Raw genomic sequence first — 17,370 nt, 5'->3', positions numbered from 1 at the left:
GGCTCATCCCCGCTTACGCGGGGCGGACACTTACTGACCAGCGTGGAAGAGCCGAAACAAGGCTAGCAGATCCGACTTATGGTGTAACGGTCAGTGTCGGCGAGCATTTCGGGCAGCACTCCAGCCGGTGCGGCGTTGAGCTTTTGATGGTGCAGTGGTTCTTCGCATGAGGGTGACACCATCGAAATCCACAGGCTCCCACTCATGGCGATGAACGCGAAAATCCAACCCCTGCTCATTATCGGAGCTAAAGACCAAGATAGCGCGGCCATCTTTACACAAACTTACGCAACGTTCCCACAACAGATCACGAATGCGCCCTGATGGACGACCGACAAACACCCCAGGTGAAATCTCAAGTAACCACTTAGTAAGGTCACCGCGGAGGCCGGCGGGACATGCAGTAACGACGAGCGCCATCATGGAGAACTCCGATCAAAGTCTGACCAATTAGTACCAGCCGCAATATTTTCAAGTTCGTTCCACAAAAGCAGCTCTACATCGATTGACTCGGTACCATTGTCCATTCCCATTAGTCGATAGAGGTCCTTTACGATCCGTGGCAATAGCCGTTTTTCAATGATTGCATCCCGAACTAGTCGGCGAACCTGTCCGCTAATATCGTTCTTTGGCTCAGAGGCTGCTGCGAAGGCAGCTGGGATCGAAACCTCCGCTTTATAGAGATCAGCGATGTCATACACAAAAGCACGGTCCGTGCCGTTATGAACCACACCCAGTGCAGGGACAAAACCTAAGGCCGTAATCACCGCTTGAGACACGCCGTACAACGCAGCATTCGCCGCGGTGAGTGCCTGATTAACAAGATCACCACCAGCAAAATCATTCGGGTCGTAACGCCGCCGATCCCAATAAACTCCATAGAGATCTGCATACTTACGATAAATCGCTTTGACACGTGCGCCTTCACGCCCACGTAGTTGCGCCATAGTTAATCCGCTCACGTCTTCGTCGGGGAAGCGCATGGAATACATTTCTCGAGCGCAGTCCAAACGGGCCCGTTGGTTGGTAACAATTCGAGCCTGTGCTTCAGCGAAACGCGAAGTCTTGGCAGGAGGGCGTCCGTGGGCATAGTAACGCACGCCCTTTTCTCCCACCCACACAACAGATACGCCAGTATCGCCCAGCAAAGCCATTGCAGCGTATGTCACTTTAGTCCCCGGTCCTAGCAACAACGCAGCAAGCGTGGTTGCTGGAACATGTACCGTGCCATTCTGATCCGAAATGGTCAGTGCATTGTTATCCCGGTTGACCACGGCACGCTCAGCATAGAGAAATGAAATCCTCTCACTCACGCGCGTCAGTTCTTGCCGATCAACAGGTACCTTTTGCGGTTCCATTTGCAGACTTTCCTACTCTGCCGGAGCTAGCGTTAAAAGGCCACAACCATACGCCCTTGCACGTCCGATTCCTTGCTGGAGCGACTGATTCAAGGCTTTGGCATTGGTGACTACGAGTTGCCCACGGAACCGCGCGGTGCGGATAGAAACGCGTTTAGCACCATCTCCCTTTGAAAACCGCAGGTTATTACGTTCAACCACAGAAAGCATAGGCTCCTCGTTCTCATCGACTGTGATGGAAAAGCCTGCTGCCACCGACTTTTTCAATAACCACTCGCATTGCTGAGCAGCCGTGACGTGTGGAACAACCTTTCCCCTCGATTTCCCTGGAATAGTGATTGACTCAACGGGATTTCCCACCAATTCAAAAGCCCATTTTTGCCCATTGACAATCTGTTCCAAAAACCTCGAATAGTCCGCCGATTGCGCGGGCCGGGTGTCCCAGCCAGCCTGCTCAACGATGTGCTGGGTATCCGGTTTTTCAGGCCCGACAATATAAAGAACATGCTCATGTTCCCTGTGGTCCACGCGCCACAGCACCCGCGACTGTGATTCGTCGATATCTGGTGGAAATGCTCCACGGACGGCCGCGTGCATCGCTTGTGGGTTCGCCAACAACTTTGCGGCGCCACGCTTCAAGGGATTGAGGTACAACTTCGTTAACGTACTCATGCGCGAATCACCGCTTCAAAAAATGGATCAGACTTAGTAGCGAGAGGATTCTCAAACGGAGCGCCTGTCTCGTCCTGCACAACTTCACGCCACGCATACTGCCGGTGCTCTTGTGCAAAAGAAATCGGAACATCGCGGCATGCTATTCCTCTCTCCCCTTTTCTTGCGTCGCGGTGTATCGGTAATACAACGTTTCTCGCTCTGGCTTGCCGATGACTTTTGGAGGCGTGCCATTCTTCGCCTTGCAGAGCTGTGACCAAATCACTATCGCGGATCCCTAGGACTAGATCAGCTGGCGCGGGACACGATCGGCGACCAAGGAACAACGGGAAGCGGGGACGTCGCAGAGCTGATTCAATGTTCTCTAAGAGGGCTCGTTCCTCGGACTCCACAGCAGCAACGAACACGGCATCACTAAGAAAGTAGCGGGTCACCAGCTGCGCGTTAGATGCGCCCTCCGGTAGCGCGGTCTGGAAATCCTTTAGCAAGGTACCAGGTTGGTCCACTCGCACTCCGAAACTCAATCCCGCAAGGTCTTCAATCGGATCGACTCGTCGGCGGCCTAGAGCTGCAGCGAGCATACCGATCACCCCTGATTTGGTCGGCACCTGTCCCGTTTTGCGCTGTTTATAGCGGGAATCATCGCCCCATGATTGCATGGGACCTTTAAGAAGTAGTAGCAAGGTGCTAGTCATTTCTATTTCTCCGAGATGAGGTAGTTGAGAACATCTGCCACCCGCTCTTCAAGCTCAGGAATAGTGACTGAGTCCGCAAATTCGGTGAAATACCCGTCAAGTCCGCGAATTCCAGCGACGAACTGGGCAGTTGGCTTGAGTCCATACATTCGCTGAGTTTCGATAGCTTCTTGGGCGAGCTTTTCCGCACCAAGCTTGCTGCGCCCCGCAGCACCCGCTTCGACAGGCTCCTCAAAAGCATTGACCAACGACACCGAACGATCGTCACTAATCGTGACATAAACAAGCTCAGGGAGCGTGTTGTGTGCAAAAGTGTTCTGCTTACCTGTTGGAAGGGATTTGACGAAGGAATCCACGAATGCCGCCGCAGAGTCGACCGCAGTTTTCACGTTATTGAGGTTGGAAGCAAGGGATTCAAAGTCGACCGATGCGAAGCGATAAAGAGTTGAAGACATCATTTGTACAGTGCCGATCATGCCTGCACCTGTCTCTTCATTGTCAGCAGTGGCGTCATCGACTGCCGTGAAGTAGTCGAATTCCGGCTCAGTCTCGTGAATACCCAATGCGTGCGCGACCTGGACGGAAGCGTCGACGTTGAAAGCAGCGTCATCAGCCACCATACGACCAAACATTGCGATGTCAATGGAGTGCTCAGTGTCAAGAACTGCCTGAGCTTCATTTTTCTTAAACTTCTCCCCATCTTTATCGATGATGGCGCGAGCAGCACGATCAATCTGATGGTTGCCCAGGAACAACAAGTAACCGAGCTCTGGGTACGCGATTTTCGCGTCCTCTTCGGTCTCGTCGTTCTTGTGCTTAGCATCCTTGAGCTTCAGCTTGGCACCAGTAAAGAGGTTCTTTACCCCATCAATCGCACGTTGGGTTTCCCACTTCTCTCCTGCCTCCTCGGTGATTTCGAAGATTCGCTTGCAGATGAGTTCTCCCACGAGACGGGTGCGCTTACCCATCACCTCTGCGGGGAAACGCTTGGCGAAATCCTGGCGGACGGCACGCTTCCATGCTTGCGACGAGACGCGTTGGCGCTGAACACCACCATAACGTGCGGACTTTGGTGCGCCCATATCATCACGGTTGATGAGGCTTGGTGGGATGGTTTGAAGGACATGGACGTCAACAGTTAGGGACATGATATTGAACCTTTCTTGATTATTTTTCGGTCTTTTTAGTGAATGGGGCCGTGGCAAAATCTCGTCCCCATCGAAGGAGAACGGAATTTCGGAACTTCGGATTGCGCAACGTCTTCAAATCCTGAGCGAATGCTCCATAGTCAAAGCCAATATTCTTTGAACGAAGAATACTCACCAGGGAACGTGCGTGATACAGCTGCGACTCGTAGCCAGCTGCGGTTAAGATAGCGTCGAAACGAGGCTTCAATGACTCGGATTCACTCTGGGTGTACATCAATCCACACGCTCGTGCGAAACTACATCCCTCTACATGTACCGGCTGGGTAGCAGATTGCATGTGCGATGCGAAAAGCGTCAATGCATAAAATGCCGCTTCCTCTTCGCGAGTTACAAATAAGCCAGGTTCTTCGTCGAGCAGCGCAGGATACATGAGGTTCATGACCCGTTGGAATGCCAGAGGTGCCTTTTCCGGACTCCGGCCAGCATACCGACGCATCTCTGATAGTGTGCTCTTTGCTGCGGCTTCGTTACCAGGCTTCTCTCCGCGCTGTAGGTACGCATTCTGTAAACGATCTGCGGCATTGCTCACCGCCAAAGACAAGCGAGACCGCCTAAGCTGATCAGTCATTCGTGTTTACCATTTCTTTCTTTTTCGATTCTTCCGACAAGAGCGGCAATGAATTACCGAGACTCCGGCCAAACAATGAAAAGTAGGACGCTGCAGTGACAATTTGCGGTTTCTCAGTCGTCGAGCTGAGAAGGGGTCGACCTATCATCGCTCTCGGTCCTGCAGCTTGCAGCATGGCTTCTCCACGAGAGAGCATGAAAGACCGCACCTGTTGCTGCCATTCGATTGCGTATTCCTTGGGCTCAGGGCTATCACTCCATCCCGCTACCCACCGATTGAAAGCAGGCTCCAATTGCGCGAGAGCTGCATCCACGGGTTCAGCTTGAAACTCGTAGGTACCGCCTGCGGCAACAAGTAAGTTTCCGCCAAACTGTCCAAGCGCAATAGCTGTATTAAGAGTGACATCAGCTGCGTTTAGGACTGCGCGCCGAATAGCGTCATTTTCCAGAACCGGGAAGTTCAACGTGGTGCGGGCGGTGACACTCGCCGCCACCGATGACGACTGGGCACCATATTCCACGGTGACCATGCCCACGTGTGCTACGGATGGAGGAAGAACATCTGTCCGCCAGTAGTATGCGAGCTGATCCAGAATTTCCGGGCGTTTCGGGGCTTGCGCTCCCTTCCCTGCTGAAGAAGTACTCCGAAGGTATGGTGCATCGGACTCCATCGCAATGAGCGGTTCAAGAGAACGCCACATAGTTCTTCCCGCATCGTATGGACGCGGATAGAAGGCAACAAAATCCTTCTTCGACTGGTTCTTACTGTAGCGGTAGGGTGTCATCGGATCTCCGAATGCGTTAACGCCGGCATCGGGGATACGGTCACCGTTGCTCACAAGAACCGCACCAACCTCATTGTTCTCACGATGAAGCCGAACTCGCCTAGTTTGCCACGTTGCTAAGTCTGCTGGACCACCAATGTGAATAGCTCCTCCATTGCGCTCAGCCGCGGTGTCGGGCTCGCGTTCCCACACTGGTTTGTCATTTGGTGTACGTAGGCACGACTCAGTGGTGTTCAGCGCCAGAGTCTCGCGCAAATTTGCACCTATCAAGTAGGTTCCACCGGTCATTCCGGTCCACCCAGTGCCGATTGGGTATCCTTTTCCGCCCTTAACCCTAGAGTCGCCAACCGCACCAGATTTGATTCCCGAATAGTCGTATGCATGAACATACACAAGCCAGCGCGCAGCCTCTCCGAAACTGAGCGTCTCAAGCGGTTTACCGGCCCGCATCGTGAAGAACTCATCTTCTGCTTCGGGAATGATTCGGTTTATGGGAGAAACTGACCCCTTCTCTGTGTGAAGGTCAGCGACCTGCATGAAGGGATGGTCGGAATCGAAAAGGTTGAACCGGCTTGCATAACCGTCCAAGTACGAAAGCACCTTAATGTCAGCTGCACCTTCAAGAGCATCAGCCCTCGCCTTGACAAACCACTCAGCCATAGAGAATTTAGTTTTTCCCGCAGGCTTGGCCACTGAATGTGCCCGCCAAAATATCGCAAGCAAAACGCGGAGGACCGCGTAATCCTGCGCTGGCGAGTCCCCACGCAGCTTCGCAATGTCGTGTGTGCCATCGAATATCTGTCTAATACTCACCAAGAGCGGTTCTCCATGACTGCCGACAGCCGCAATCCACGGTTCATCGAGTAATGAGAACACATCACTGTCTTCGCGTGACATCTTTCCTCCTTAAAGAGCGATAGAAATTTATTTAGGGCCTGAATCACGATTTTCAGGGCGGGCCTCGGGTTCTCCAGTTGGCCTTAATAAAGTTGTCTCGACTCACGATCCTATTTCACTTCCAAGCCCAGTTCCGGCGAATACATCACATCGAAACCAGCAATGTTTGCCTCCCCAGTAGAATCCAGCCGCAGTGCAACTCTGCTCTTAAGGAGAAAGCTGTCTGCCCACCCAACAGGGGTCTCTTTCTCAAGTTGGTCGATTACTCGGTCGAATACAGATTCGTACTTGCTCATCCGGGTGGGGAGTCGAACGGTAGCGCCGGCGAGATGTCGAGCCAATGAAAACTCCGGACTCTCGTCATCGAGCACGTACTCACTTTCTGTTCCCCATGGGCGATAACCGAAGTCCCCCGTCTCGATAGGAATAACTTCGATGGTCGGATCAGCGTCTCTAACTTGAGCAATAGCTGCTTCTTCCTTATCCACAGCTGACCCCTTAGACTCAAAGTAACGTGCAAAAAGTGCACGATAATTGCCTACGTCGGGATCCGGATAACGGAACGTCTCTGATCGATTGATTGCCAAGGTTTGTCGCTTGCGGCTTTCTTCTCTCGCCTCGTCCCACGCAGGCTGCCAGTCCGCCACTGGTGACTCTGGACCAGCGACCGTTGCGTAAGTACCGCGGACTATGCCAGCAATGTCCTCTGGGCGCCGATACCCCTCACTCAGCCACTTCCGTGAAACCGCAGCAGCAGAAGCTAGAAGTACTGCAGGGTCATAAATAGCGGCCGTGCCAGAGTCGAAAACGGGCACCTCATCCCATCCCTCTGCTCCTCGTATTAAGAGGCGGGCGCGACGCAGTTTTTCGGGCCGATCTTCCAGTGGCCGCTGGTGGCGGTGCAGACGGCCAGCGCGTTGAACGAGCAGATCGATAGGTGCCATGTCAGAAATCATGACGTCGACGTCAATATCCAAAGATTGCTCGACCACCTGGGTAGCAACATAAATACGTCGATGCGGGCGGGATCTCCCGCGCCTAGCCTCTGGTCCAAGTTGTTGAAGCATTTTACCCTCCTTCACCGCGCGCTCGTGCGCAATGAAAGCTGCATGATGCAGTTCAACCTCGTCTGGGAACTTTGTTGCCAGCATCGAATAGGAATTCTGCGCTCGTCGGACGGTATTGCACACGACAAGCGCGCAACCCCCATCAGTGAGTAGCTCCTCGCACAACGTTAAGAGCTCACGATCAGTGTCTCCAATCACGGACACATCCGCGTGAATCTCATTAAGGCCGATATCGAGTGATTCCTCACGGACTCCATTTGCATCCGCAATCGTAAGTAGCGGATACCCATCGCTTACCGACTCCCAGTCCTCTTCGCCCAGAACTGAACGATAGGCTTGCACCAGACTTTCCTTCTTATCTACCGGCAAAGTCGCCGACAACAAGATGACCGGTACTTCATACCAAGCGAGCCATTTCAAGGTCGACTCTAAATACGCACTCGTAAAAGAATCATATGCATGGACCTCGTCAATAATGACGACTTTTCCGGCAAGCCCAAGGTGGCGAAGCATGTTGTGGCGGGATTGCAGTGCCATCATCAAAACTTGGTCTACTGTCGACACAGCGAAGTTAGAGAGCAGCCCCTTCTTGGGAGAAGCGAACCATTCCATCGCGGTGACGCTCCCATTACCCGAAGTATCGGAGCTGACTCCTTTAACTCGCAGTCTCTGATACTCCTTAACCAAGCTATTCATCGAATGCGCAAGGTAGGCCGCAGTCGTATCACCTATGGGAACAACATTCTGCGCCCACTGAATCACCCTGTTGAAGAGGCCATTCGCTGTAGCCATCGTCGGCGCAGCGAAAACTACCCCATGGCAACCATGCCTTTCTGCGTACGCATGTGCTGCAGCTAAAGCCGCCTCCGTTTTACCGCTACCAGTGGACGCTTCAATAATGTGCAGTGAAGCCCCCTCGGATCCGCGGGCCTGGGCAAAAGCCCGCTGTTGAATGGGCCGCGGATCCCACTCATCAGGCCAACCAAAGGCCGCAGCAAAGTACTCCGCAACGCCAGGTTTCATTGTCTTAGAAGCGCTCCACAAGCCAGCAAACCCAATCGACGCCAGCCCATCCTGAACTCGTTGCTCTTGTTCACAATCGAAAACATACGGAAAGGCCCGTTCATTTGACGCACACCAGTCAGCAGCAATGACCAGTCCTGTAATCAGTTGGATCGTAGGTACAAACAGCTCTGATTGAATCTTTCCTATGACCGGCTTCACCTCAGTGGCATCGGCCATTGCTTCAATAACAGCAGCTTGAACTGACAACCAGTTCTCTGGGTACTCACGAAGAATTGCGCGAGCCCTGTCGTAATCCGCTGTTCTGGCAGGAATTCCGTGGTGCGACTCAACGACACTCGCAATAGTTTCCGCAACTGGCCCCCACATTCCCTGTTTCAAAAGCCAGTCATAAAGAATCACCGATGAGGCCAAACCGTGAGGGAAGTAAGCGCCGACTTCCTCGAGCCCAAATTCCAGATCTAATCCAACGTCTTCGAGACTCCCAAGGATCATCTCTGCGTTGGCCCCAGGCGGTATCTTGCGCTGAAAACTTCTGGTGATTTTGCCGACATCATGGATCCCTGCCAAGAACACAGCCAATCCTCGGACTTCAGAAACCTCAAGCCTTTCTGATGTAGCCAATGATTGCTTAATTGAATCCGCAACAAACGTGTCCCACAAAAGTGAAGCAACATCCCGAGTATCTACAAGGTGCTGCCACACCGACAAATAACCCGTCTCATCCCCAGGTTTAGCCCACGCTAGTGATGCTGGACCGAGAAAGCTTCCATCTACCATAACAATCAACATACTCCAGATCAGCAACTCAAGGGTTACTATTAAAAACTTTCAAATTTATGTCTACTGCAGAGCGGCGGTACGATGTGCATGTTGCAATGACTCCCGCAGTTGTCGGGATGAGCCAAGTAAGCCTTGAGTTGATAACTTGGCGGCAACTTCTTACCCGCGCAAGCGGGTTTTTCATTTCACCCATACCCTCAATTTAAACGGAAACTATGACACGCGAGTCGGGGAGTCGCACACAAGTTCCATAACAGTTGCTAACGCAATGAACCTACCTCGCCCAAACGTCTTCCTTAAGCAATGCCGAGTTCCACTTGCCCACGAAGAGTCAACTCAAACGCCGTGGTCGTGCTCTGGGAAAGCTTAGAGTAAGTCTCTGTCTCGCTTTTGAGTAAAGCTCACGCCATATACGGATTGGCATGTGAGAGCATTCACTAACCACGAAATAGGCAAGGTGAGGGAAAGCCCCAAACTACGCAGCTTATACTGTCGCTGCTATGAAGGACCTAGATTCCATAAGCCCCCGGAAAGCGGGGTGTCTGCGTTTACACCAGCCCCGGATCAAAGATCAGCCCACAACAGTCGAAGCCGAAATAGTCGAGATAGGTCAGCCTCTAAGGACAGCCGGATTATCCCTTATATCCCTTTCGGCTAAGCCAGCGCCTCGCGCAGCGGGGCCTCTGCAATTTCCTCAACCATCCAGGGGCTGAAGGCAAACGGAGTGGCAACCGCGGCGTCGATAAGCGCGGCGGGTGCTGCCCACGCGAAGGAATCCACCTCATCAGGATTCGGGTGCAGCTGCACATCCTCCGGGAGCTCCAAGACGAAGACCGGGCAGATCTCATGCTCGACGATGCCGGAGGAATCAACGGCCCGATAAGAAAAGTCTGGTAGAACCTCGCGCACCTGGTCCGCCTCCGCGTGGATGCCCAGCTCGAAGTGCGCCCGACGCAGCACCGCCGAGACGTTGTCCTCCCCCGGCGCTGGATGGCCACAAAAAGAATTGGTCCATACGCCAGGCCAGGTCTGCTTTGCCAGCGCGCGGCGGGTCACAAGCACCTTGCCGCCTGCTATAACCCACGCAGAAAACGCGAAGTGCAGCGGGGTATCCGTGGTGTGAACGGCCGCTTTATCAGCTGTTCCGGCAGGTAGTCCGTCGGGGCCGGCGAGGACTACGAGTTCTGTCATAGGTTGAGGTCTCCCACGTAGGTGACATTGCCGATGCTAAAGCGGGCATTCCAGAGGTTGCCCGGGGTGACGTTGAAGCGGTACTGCAGGTTCGTCGAAGCACCCGCGCCCAGAGGCAGGTCCAGGCCCGGCGCGGCTACGTCGGCGTTGGCCTCTGGGTCATAAGGCAAAAGCTCAATCTTGGACCAACCGCCATTGCCGTCAGCGCGCTCGAGGACGGGCTCCTCGAAAGCATCAACAGGCAGGGCCTGGTCATTGAGGTTGTGCAGCTTGATGGTCACCACGGATCCCTGCACGGAGTCGCTATATACGCCCTGCAGATCCCACTCGACGTTCAGGCCATCGTCTTTGACCTTGGCGCCCAAGTCGGAGGAGATCTCCTTGTTGTCTACATCTTTGGGCTCATAAGGCGGCTCTTCCGAGCTAGAAACCACGATGTCTTCGCCCAATCCGGTTTCCTCTGGCTGCAGGATGGCACAACCGGAGGCAAGGGTACCGATTGCTGCCACAGCAGCAATCAACTTCAGAGACCTATTCACCGCGAATTCCTTTTTGCTTTTGGGACGGATCAAAACTTTTCTTTAATACCTTAACCTAGTCAGTGTTTATTGCCGTACAGGTGGCATACTGTTCCTTCTCGAATCTTTCTCACCCCTACCTCAGAATTGAGAGGCGCTAGCTAGCTTTATGAACTCCATCTTGCGCATTACTCGCAGTGCTTCTGCGCTGTGGCCTTTTTATTTGGGAGTGCTTGCCACCGCCACGGTGACCGCGGTGCTCTCGCTCATCTCGCCCTTCTTGGTCCGCGAGGCAACCGACGCCATCGTTGAGTCCTTGCAGGGCAACACCCCGGCCGAAAGCGCCCTGCGCACCGTCATGTGGCTGGTCATCGCATTGTTTGCTGCCGACGCCCTGGGCAACCTGATTAAAAACGTCGGCGGCTATATCGGCGACGTCATGGTGGCGCGCCTGCGTCAGATCCTGTCCACTCGCTACTTTGCCAAGCTGCTTTCCGTGCCGCAGGCCTACTACGACAATCAGGTCACCGGCACCATCATCGCCCGGCTGGATCGCTCAATCTCCAATATCACGCAGTTTGTGCAGTCCTTCTCCAACAACTTCTTCACCATGCTGATTCAGGCCATCGCGGTGTTGGTCATCATGGGCATTTACTACTGGCCGCTGGCCATCCTGCTCACGCTGCTGTTTCCGCTGTACATGTGGCTTACCGCCATGACCTCGACGCGCTGGCAAAAATACGAGGGGAAAAAGAATGCCGATGTGGACCAGGCCAATGGCCGCTTTGCTGAGGTCATCGGCCAGGTTAAAGTGACCAAGTCCTTCGTGGCGGAGGTGCGCGAGCTCGATAGCTTCGGCAAGCTCTACCGCCGCATCGTCGATACCACCAAGCCGCAGTCGCGCTGGTGGCACTCCATGGATACCCTGCGCGGCGTGGCCATGTCCCTCATCTTCTTGGGCATCTACGCCATCGTGTTCTGGCGCACCCTCCATGGCCATTTCAGCATCGGCGATATGGTCATGATCTTGCAGCTGGTCAACCTGGCCAAGCAGCCGGTGTTCATGATGAGCTGGATTGTGGACACGGCCCAGCGCGCCATCGCCGGTTCCAAGGACTATTTCAAGGTCATGGAGGAAAACTTCGAGCCGACGGCGAACAAGGGCCTCATCGAGGCCACCACGGCTTCCGACGCCCCGGTGCTTGACCTCAATCCGGTTCAGCCTTTGGAGCCGACGCCGGGCAAGCCGGTCTTTGCTTTCCAGGACGTGTCCTTTTCCTATGAAGAAGACAAGCCCGTGGTCGAAAACATCACCTTTGCTGCCGAGGAAGGCCACAAGGTGGCTTTGGTCGGCGAATCTGGCGGCGGCAAGTCCACGCTGGTCAATCTGCTGCTCGGCCTCTACCACCCCACCGCGGGCCGCCTTAGCGTGCTGGGCCACGACGTCGATGAGCTCAAGGCCGCGCGCCTGCGCGCCTCTGTCGGCGTGGTCTTCCAGGAGTCCTATCTGTTCTCGGGCACCATCCGCGAAAACATCGCCTACGGCAAGCCCGGTGCGAGCGAGCAGGAGATAATCGACGTCGCCAAGCGCGCCAATGCTCACGACTTCATCGAGGCTTTCCCGCAGGGCTACGACACCGTCATTGGCGAGCGCGGCCTAAAGCTTTCGGGCGGACAGAAGCAGCGCGTTGCCGTGGCGCGGGCGATGCTCAAAGACGCGCCGATCTTGGTCCTGGACGAGGCCACCTCCGCGCTGGATACCAAGGCCGAGCGCGCCGTGCAGTCAGGCCTGGATGAGCTGATGAAGAATCGCACCACGCTGATCATCGCCCACCGCCTGTCCACCATCGCCGACGTGGATACCATCATCACCCTGGATAACGGCCGCATTGATGAGATTGGTTCGCCGGCGCAGTTGTCCCAGTCCGGCGGCATCTACGCCGAGCTGCTGCGCCTTACCCAGTCCAGCTCGCGTGCAGACCGTGAGCGTTTGAAGCGCTACGGATTCGTCGAAAACACCGCCGCTGCGACGGAAGAATAATAATCCTGTTGCCTGCTTTTGCCCCGCGCTAGTGTGGGGCTTATGCAGTTTCCATCACTAGAAAAGTTACAAGCCCGCGGCACCCGGAAGTGGACGGTGTACGGCGATGACGTACTGCCGCTGTGGATTGCAGAGTCCGATTTTGAAACTTCTCCTGCGGTCAAGGATGCAATCCAGCGCGCCGTGGATGCCGAGGCCTTTGGCTACACCCCCTCGCCGAAGTCGGCCGGGCTTAATGACGCCGTGGCTGACTTTTATGGGACGCGCTACGGCTGGCGCCCCAACCCGCGGCAGATTTTCTGGATCGGCGATGTAGTCCGGGGCCTTTTCTTGGCGCTGAACTACTTCACGCGGCCCGATTCCCCAGTGGTGGTTCCGGTTCCTTCCTACCCGCCGCTTTTGGAATTGCCAGAAGCCGCCGGCCGCGAAAAGATTGAGACCACCCTCGATCTTGCAGACATCGAGCGCGCCTTCCAGCAGGGTGCTGGCTCCATCTTGCTGGCCAATCCTTTCAACCCACTGGGCACCGTCTTTGAGGAAGACTATCTCACTAAGTTGGTGGCGCTGGCGGAGAAATATGACGCGCGCATCCTCGCTGACGAGATCCACGCTCCTCTGGTCTACGAGGGCAAGCACATTCCGGTCGCTTCCTTGGGCGAGGCCGGCGCAAGGCGCACCATCACCGTGACCGCTACGTCCAAGGCGTGGAATATTGCGGGGCTAAAGTGCGCGCAGATCATTTTCTCTAACGCCGGCGACGTTGCCACCTGGAATAGCTTGAGCGGCGTGGCCAAGGACGGCACCGGAACTTTAGGCGTGCTAGCCGCCGAGGCCGCCTACCGCGACTATGAGTTCCTAAACCAGGAGATTGAGTATCTACGGCAGACCCGCGATTGGCTCGTCGAGGAGCTGCCAAAGCACATACCGGGGCTGAAAACCACCGTTCCGCAGGCAACTTACCTGCTTTGGCTCGATTTCCGGGACACCGCGATTGGTGATAACCCCCAGCCCGCGAAGTGGCTGCGCGAGAACGCCAAGGTGGCCCTCAACGAGGGCGAGACCTTTGGCACCGGCGGCAGCCACCATGCTCGTTTGAATTTCGCGACTTCTCGCGAGATCTTGGAAGAAGCACTAGACCGTTTGGAGAAGGTTTTCTAATAGCAATTAGAAATTTGCCAGACTTCCCTCCACCGTATAACGTGTTATGAGACAGTTATCCCAAATAGTGGGAAACCAGAGGGAAGATATGACAACACAAACACAAACACCTGCGACTCCGACCGGCAAAAAGGGCGGCTCCGTCACCACCATCGTGGTGGCCTCGCTGATGCTCTTTTCGATGTTCTTCGGCGCCGGCAACCTTATCTTCCCACCCATGGTCGGCGTAGCCTCCGGCACCAACTTCTGGCCGGCCATCCTGGGCTTTTTGGCAGCCGGCGTATTACTGCCGGTCCTGGCGGTCGTCGCCGTGTCCATCTCCGGCCAATCCGTGCGCGACATCGGAAACCACGGCGGCAAGTTCTTCGGCATCGTATTCTCCGCCATGGCCTACCTGGCCATCGGCGCTTTCTACGCCCTGCCGCGTACCGGTGCCGTTTCCATGGAAACCGCCATCACCCCGCTGTTCGGCTGGGAAGGCTTCGGCGCCAACGTCACCTACAACATCATCTTCTTCCTCGTGGCGCTCGTCTTGTCGTGGAAGCCGAATAGCATCATCGACACCCTGGGCAAGTTCCTGACCCCTGCGCTGGTCATCTTGCTCTTCGTCCTGATCACCCTGGCCTCCTTCGGCGCCGAACGCGTCCCGGCCACCCCTTCGGAGGACTACACTTCTTCCGCCATGGTCACCGGCCTTTTCGAAGGCTATAACACCATGGACGCCATCGCTGGCTTGGCCTTTTCCATCGTCATCGTCACCTCCCTGAAGTCCAAGGGCTTCAAGGAAGGCAAGCCGGTGGTTTCCGGCACCATCACCGCAGCCGTTATCGCCGGCGGCCTGCTGGCCGCCATCTACCTCGGCCTGGGCTGGATCGGCCAGACCATCCCGAACGGTCAGAGCTATGAATCCGGCGCCACCCTGCTTGCCGACGCCGCGAATTCCACCATGGGCGACATCGGCCAGGCAGTCTTCTCCGCCATCGTCATCCTGGCGTGCATGACCACCGCGGTCGGCCTTATCGTCGCCACCTCTGAGTTCTTCGTGCAGCTGGTTCCAAAGACCACCTACCATTTCTGGGCCGTGCTCTTTACCCTGCTGTCCATCGCCTTTGCTTTCCAGGGCTTGGAGACCGTCCTGGCCATCGCAGTTCCATTCATCACCTTCCTGTACCCGCCGGCCATCACCCTGATTGCACTAACGCTGCTGCAGCCAGTGGTCAAGAATGCCGTGCGCTTCCGCTGGGCGTTCCTGCTCGCACTGTGGACCTCGGTGATCTGGTCTGCGCTGTCCGTCCTGGCGGGCCAGGGCTGGCTCGCAGGCATCCAGCAACTGTTGGACATCTCACCGGGCCAGGCCGTGGGCCTGGGCTGGTTCGCGCCGACGGCGATTGCAGCCCTCATCGGCATGGGCATCGACTTCGCACAGCGAAATAAATAGTCCGGGCGTAGCGTTGGAAATAAGAGCACTTTCCAACCTGCAACTTCAACCTGCAACTTAAGGACTATTAGTGACCAACCGCGCAAAGCTTTCCCTGCTTGACTTCTGCACCATCTACGAGGGCGAGACCGCCGCAGAATCGATGGCTCGCTCCGTCGAGCTTGCACAAGTTGCAGAGAAGGCTGGCTACTCCCGCATCTGGTACACCGAGCACCACAACATGCCGACGATCACTTCCTCGTCGCCCGCGGTGCTCATCTCCCACATCGGCGCCAAGACCAACACCATCCGTCTTGGCGCCGGCGGCGTGATGCTACCCAACCACGCCCCCTACGTCGTGGCCGAGCAGTTCGGCACCCTGGCCGAGCTCTACCCCAACCGCATCGATCTCGGCCTGGGCCGCGCGCCTGGCACAGACATGCACACCCTGGGCCGCGCACTGCGCCGCGACGCCCACGCAGCAGAGCGCTTCCCCGAAGACGTTAAAGAGCTGCAGGGCTACTTCTCCGGCAAGTCCTTGGTCCCGGGCGTGCAGGCCATTCCCGGCGTAAACACCCACGTGCCGCTGTACATCTTGGGCTCTTCCATGTTCGGAGCATCGCTGGCCGCCAAGTACGGCCTGCCCTATGCCTTCGCCTCCCACTTCGCGCCCACGCACCTGCGCCAGGCCACGGCCTATTACCGCAATAACTTCCAGCCCTCCGAGGCGCTCAGCGAGCCCTATGTCATCGCAGGCGTCAACGTCACCGCCGCCGATACCAAGGAGGCTGCCGACGCCGAGTATGAAAAAGTGTGCTTCAACCGCGTCAAGGCCTTCGCCGGCCGCGGCAAGTATCTAACGGATCAGCAAGTCGAACAGATCAAGAACTCCCACCAGGGCGCGCAGATTCTCGGCATGATGAAATACAGCGCCGTGGGCACCACCGACCACGTGCGCGACTACCTCGCAGACTTCCAGGAGCTAGCCCAAGCTGACGAGCTGATGATCTCGCTGCAATCCACCGGTCATGACAACCTCCTGCAGAACATGAACCTGCTCGCGGATGCATGGGAACTCGGCTAGAAATACCCCCCACCAAACACCCCCTAAAAACTTGTGCATATTCTAGTCTCGAGCGATTAAGACGCTCGATTTAACTTGATTAGCATTTCCATTATTTGGCTTCCACTATTTTCGCTACGTAAGGAGGAGGCATGCCACCACGCGGGGTGCAGCAGCACAAGAAGATCGCGGACTATCTACGCGGCCTCATTAAGGACGAGAGCATCAAGGCGGGTGACTTTCTTCCCAGCGAGGCGGAACTGTGCGAGAAGTTCAACTCCTCCCGCGGCCCAGTGCGCCAGGCTATTGCGAGCCTGCGCGCCGAAGGCTTAGTAAGCTCCGGCCGCGGACGTCGCTCCGTGGTGTTAGGCAGCTTCACCGCGGAGAACTTCGACGCGATCTGCTCCATCACCAACTGGCTGAGCGGCCGCGGATACAACGTTGGGCAAAAGACCCTGTGGACCGCCCGCCGCCCTGCCCCCAAGGAGGCGGCAAGCTACCTGCGCATCAGCGAGGACGAACAGGTGGTGTTTGTACACCGCATCCGCAGCATCGACGGCGAGCCGGTTGCCATCGAGCGTATGTATTTCCCGCTGCACGTGGGCAAGCACATTTTGGACTTCGATGCCGATTCCGGCTCCATCCACAATCATCTGATGGCCCAAGGCGTCGAATTCGATAACGCGCACCGCGAGCTGACTCTTACCTGCGCCTCCGAAGAGGACGCAGCAGCCCTTAGCTGCGAGCCTGGCACTCCGCTGTGGCGCATCCACATCGAGCTTTCCGATCACGCTGGCCGCCCCGTGGAGTACACCACCAATCTCCTGCGCGCGGATCGCATGAAGGTCGGCATCACCAACGTCCGCGGCACCACCTCCCCACTCGAGGTCATCCTTACTGACTAACCCTCCACCCGAGGGACATTCG

At 56.0% G+C, this 17,370-nt stretch carries 15 protein-coding genes; 5 read left to right on the top strand and 10 right to left on the bottom strand.

Annotation, left to right across the window (positions count from 1 at the left end):
- Positions 1–90: 90 nt before the first annotated feature.
- The 10 genes from cas2e to HMPREF2888_RS10220 form a co-directional block, all read right to left on the bottom strand.
- Complete coding sequence (gene cas2e, locus HMPREF2888_RS12625) at positions 91–423, bottom strand: type I-E CRISPR-associated endoribonuclease Cas2e (protein ID WP_082785848.1); 333 nt, start codon at positions 421–423, stop codon at positions 91–93.
- On the bottom strand, positions 420–1,358 hold the full coding sequence (cas1e, locus tag HMPREF2888_RS10260; RefSeq protein WP_062043660.1) for a type I-E CRISPR-associated endonuclease Cas1e: 939 nt from the start codon (positions 1,356–1,358) through the stop codon (positions 420–422). The genes cas2e and cas1e overlap by 4 nt, the downstream gene beginning before the upstream one ends.
- 12 nt (positions 1,359–1,370) lie before the next feature.
- The gene (gene cas6e / locus HMPREF2888_RS10255) at positions 1,371–2,030 is read right to left on the bottom strand and encodes a type I-E CRISPR-associated protein Cas6/Cse3/CasE (RefSeq protein ID WP_070518740.1); all 660 of its coding nucleotides are present in this window, start codon (positions 2,028–2,030) and stop codon (positions 1,371–1,373) included.
- Positions 2,027–2,725 (bottom strand): type I-E CRISPR-associated protein Cas5/CasD, encoded by a 699-nt coding sequence (gene cas5e, locus HMPREF2888_RS10250; RefSeq protein WP_062043654.1) that lies wholly within the window; start codon positions 2,723–2,725, stop codon positions 2,027–2,029. Before cas5e ends, cas6e begins: the two co-directional genes overlap by 4 nt.
- A 2-nt stretch (positions 2,726–2,727) precedes the next feature.
- Positions 2,728–3,873 carry a type I-E CRISPR-associated protein Cas7/Cse4/CasC gene (gene cas7e, locus HMPREF2888_RS10245; protein WP_062043651.1) on the bottom strand — a complete coding sequence of 382 codons (1,146 nt, stop codon included), beginning with the start codon at positions 3,871–3,873 and terminating at the stop codon, positions 2,728–2,730.
- A gap of 19 nt (positions 3,874–3,892) precedes the next feature.
- Entirely contained in the window at positions 3,893–4,501 is a 609-nt protein-coding gene (gene casB, locus HMPREF2888_RS10240; protein WP_062043648.1) for a type I-E CRISPR-associated protein Cse2/CasB, read from the bottom strand.
- Positions 4,494–6,182 (bottom strand): type I-E CRISPR-associated protein Cse1/CasA, encoded by a 1,689-nt coding sequence (gene casA, locus HMPREF2888_RS10235; protein ID WP_070518739.1) that lies wholly within the window; start codon positions 6,180–6,182, stop codon positions 4,494–4,496. The genes casB and casA overlap by 8 nt, the downstream gene beginning before the upstream one ends.
- A 110-nt stretch (positions 6,183–6,292) precedes the next feature.
- Positions 6,293–9,052: a CRISPR-associated helicase Cas3' gene (gene cas3, locus HMPREF2888_RS10230; protein ID WP_168163264.1), complete on the bottom strand. Its 2,760-nt coding sequence runs from the start codon at positions 9,050–9,052 to the stop codon at positions 6,293–6,295.
- Between the two features lie 657 nt (positions 9,053–9,709).
- On the bottom strand, positions 9,710–10,246 hold the full coding sequence (gene idi / locus HMPREF2888_RS10225; protein ID WP_070518738.1) for an isopentenyl-diphosphate Delta-isomerase: 537 nt from the start codon (positions 10,244–10,246) through the stop codon (positions 9,710–9,712).
- On the bottom strand, positions 10,243–10,785 hold the full coding sequence (locus HMPREF2888_RS10220) for a hypothetical protein (RefSeq protein WP_061925781.1): 543 nt from the start codon (positions 10,783–10,785) through the stop codon (positions 10,243–10,245). Before HMPREF2888_RS10220 ends, idi begins: the two co-directional genes overlap by 4 nt.
- Positions 10,786–10,933: 148 nt before the next feature.
- Between HMPREF2888_RS10220 and HMPREF2888_RS10215 the strand changes: the two genes are divergently transcribed.
- The 5 genes from HMPREF2888_RS10215 to HMPREF2888_RS10195 all read left to right on the top strand — a co-directional run bounded on the left by HMPREF2888_RS10215 (position 10,934) and on the right by HMPREF2888_RS10195 (position 17,348).
- On the top strand, positions 10,934–12,805 hold the full coding sequence (locus HMPREF2888_RS10215) for an ABC transporter ATP-binding protein (protein ID WP_070518737.1): 1,872 nt from the start codon (positions 10,934–10,936) through the stop codon (positions 12,803–12,805).
- Between the two features lie 42 nt (positions 12,806–12,847).
- A complete protein-coding gene (locus HMPREF2888_RS10210; protein ID WP_070455925.1) occupies positions 12,848–13,963 on the top strand; it encodes a MalY/PatB family protein in 1,116 nt (371 codons plus the stop codon).
- 88 nt (positions 13,964–14,051) lie between these two features.
- Positions 14,052–15,401 (top strand): branched-chain amino acid transport system II carrier protein, encoded by a 1,350-nt coding sequence (gene brnQ, locus HMPREF2888_RS10205; RefSeq protein ID WP_070455924.1) that lies wholly within the window; start codon positions 14,052–14,054, stop codon positions 15,399–15,401.
- Between the two features lie 70 nt (positions 15,402–15,471).
- Positions 15,472–16,464: an LLM class flavin-dependent oxidoreductase gene (locus tag HMPREF2888_RS10200; RefSeq protein WP_061925768.1), complete on the top strand. Its 993-nt coding sequence runs from the start codon at positions 15,472–15,474 to the stop codon at positions 16,462–16,464.
- Between the two features lie 131 nt (positions 16,465–16,595).
- Complete coding sequence (locus tag HMPREF2888_RS10195; RefSeq protein ID WP_061924001.1) at positions 16,596–17,348, top strand: GntR family transcriptional regulator; 753 nt, start codon at positions 16,596–16,598, stop codon at positions 17,346–17,348.
- The last annotated feature ends 22 nt before the right edge of the window (positions 17,349–17,370 follow it).

The organism is Corynebacterium sp. HMSC077D03 (assembly GCF_001808545.1).
Lineage (GTDB): Bacteria > Actinomycetota > Actinomycetes > Mycobacteriales > Mycobacteriaceae > Corynebacterium > Corynebacterium simulans.
The sequence above is the reverse complement of the archived record's forward strand: the minus strand, read 5'-3'. Positions and strand labels throughout refer to the sequence as shown.

Excerpts from the sequence above, each read along its gene's own strand:
- cas2e (WP_082785848.1), bottom strand. The coding sequence starts at position 423 with ATGATGGCGCTCGTCGTTACTGCATGTCCCGCCGGCCTCCGCGGTGAC.
- cas1e (WP_062043660.1), bottom strand. The coding sequence starts at position 1,358 with ATGGAACCGCAAAAGGTACCTGTTGATCGGCAAGAACTGACGCGCGTG.
- cas6e (WP_070518740.1), bottom strand. The coding sequence starts at position 2,030 with ATGAGTACGTTAACGAAGTTGTACCTCAATCCCTTGAAGCGTGGCGCC.
- cas5e (WP_062043654.1), bottom strand. The coding sequence starts at position 2,725 with ATGACTAGCACCTTGCTACTACTTCTTAAAGGTCCCATGCAATCATGG.
- cas7e (WP_062043651.1), bottom strand. The coding sequence starts at position 3,873 with ATGTCCCTAACTGTTGACGTCCATGTCCTTCAAACCATCCCACCAAGC.
- casB (WP_062043648.1), bottom strand. The coding sequence starts at position 4,501 with ATGACTGATCAGCTTAGGCGGTCTCGCTTGTCTTTGGCGGTGAGCAAT.
- casA (WP_070518739.1), bottom strand. The coding sequence starts at position 6,182 with ATGTCACGCGAAGACAGTGATGTGTTCTCATTACTCGATGAACCGTGG.
- cas3 (WP_168163264.1), bottom strand. The coding sequence starts at position 9,052 with ATGGTAGATGGAAGCTTTCTCGGTCCAGCATCACTAGCGTGGGCTAAA.
- idi (WP_070518738.1), bottom strand. The coding sequence starts at position 10,246 with ATGACAGAACTCGTAGTCCTCGCCGGCCCCGACGGACTACCTGCCGGA.
- HMPREF2888_RS10215 (WP_070518737.1), top strand. The coding sequence starts at position 10,934 with ATGAACTCCATCTTGCGCATTACTCGCAGTGCTTCTGCGCTGTGGCCT.
- HMPREF2888_RS10210 (WP_070455925.1), top strand. The coding sequence starts at position 12,848 with ATGCAGTTTCCATCACTAGAAAAGTTACAAGCCCGCGGCACCCGGAAG.
- brnQ (WP_070455924.1), top strand. The coding sequence starts at position 14,052 with ATGACAACACAAACACAAACACCTGCGACTCCGACCGGCAAAAAGGGC.
- HMPREF2888_RS10195 (WP_061924001.1), top strand. The coding sequence starts at position 16,596 with ATGCCACCACGCGGGGTGCAGCAGCACAAGAAGATCGCGGACTATCTA.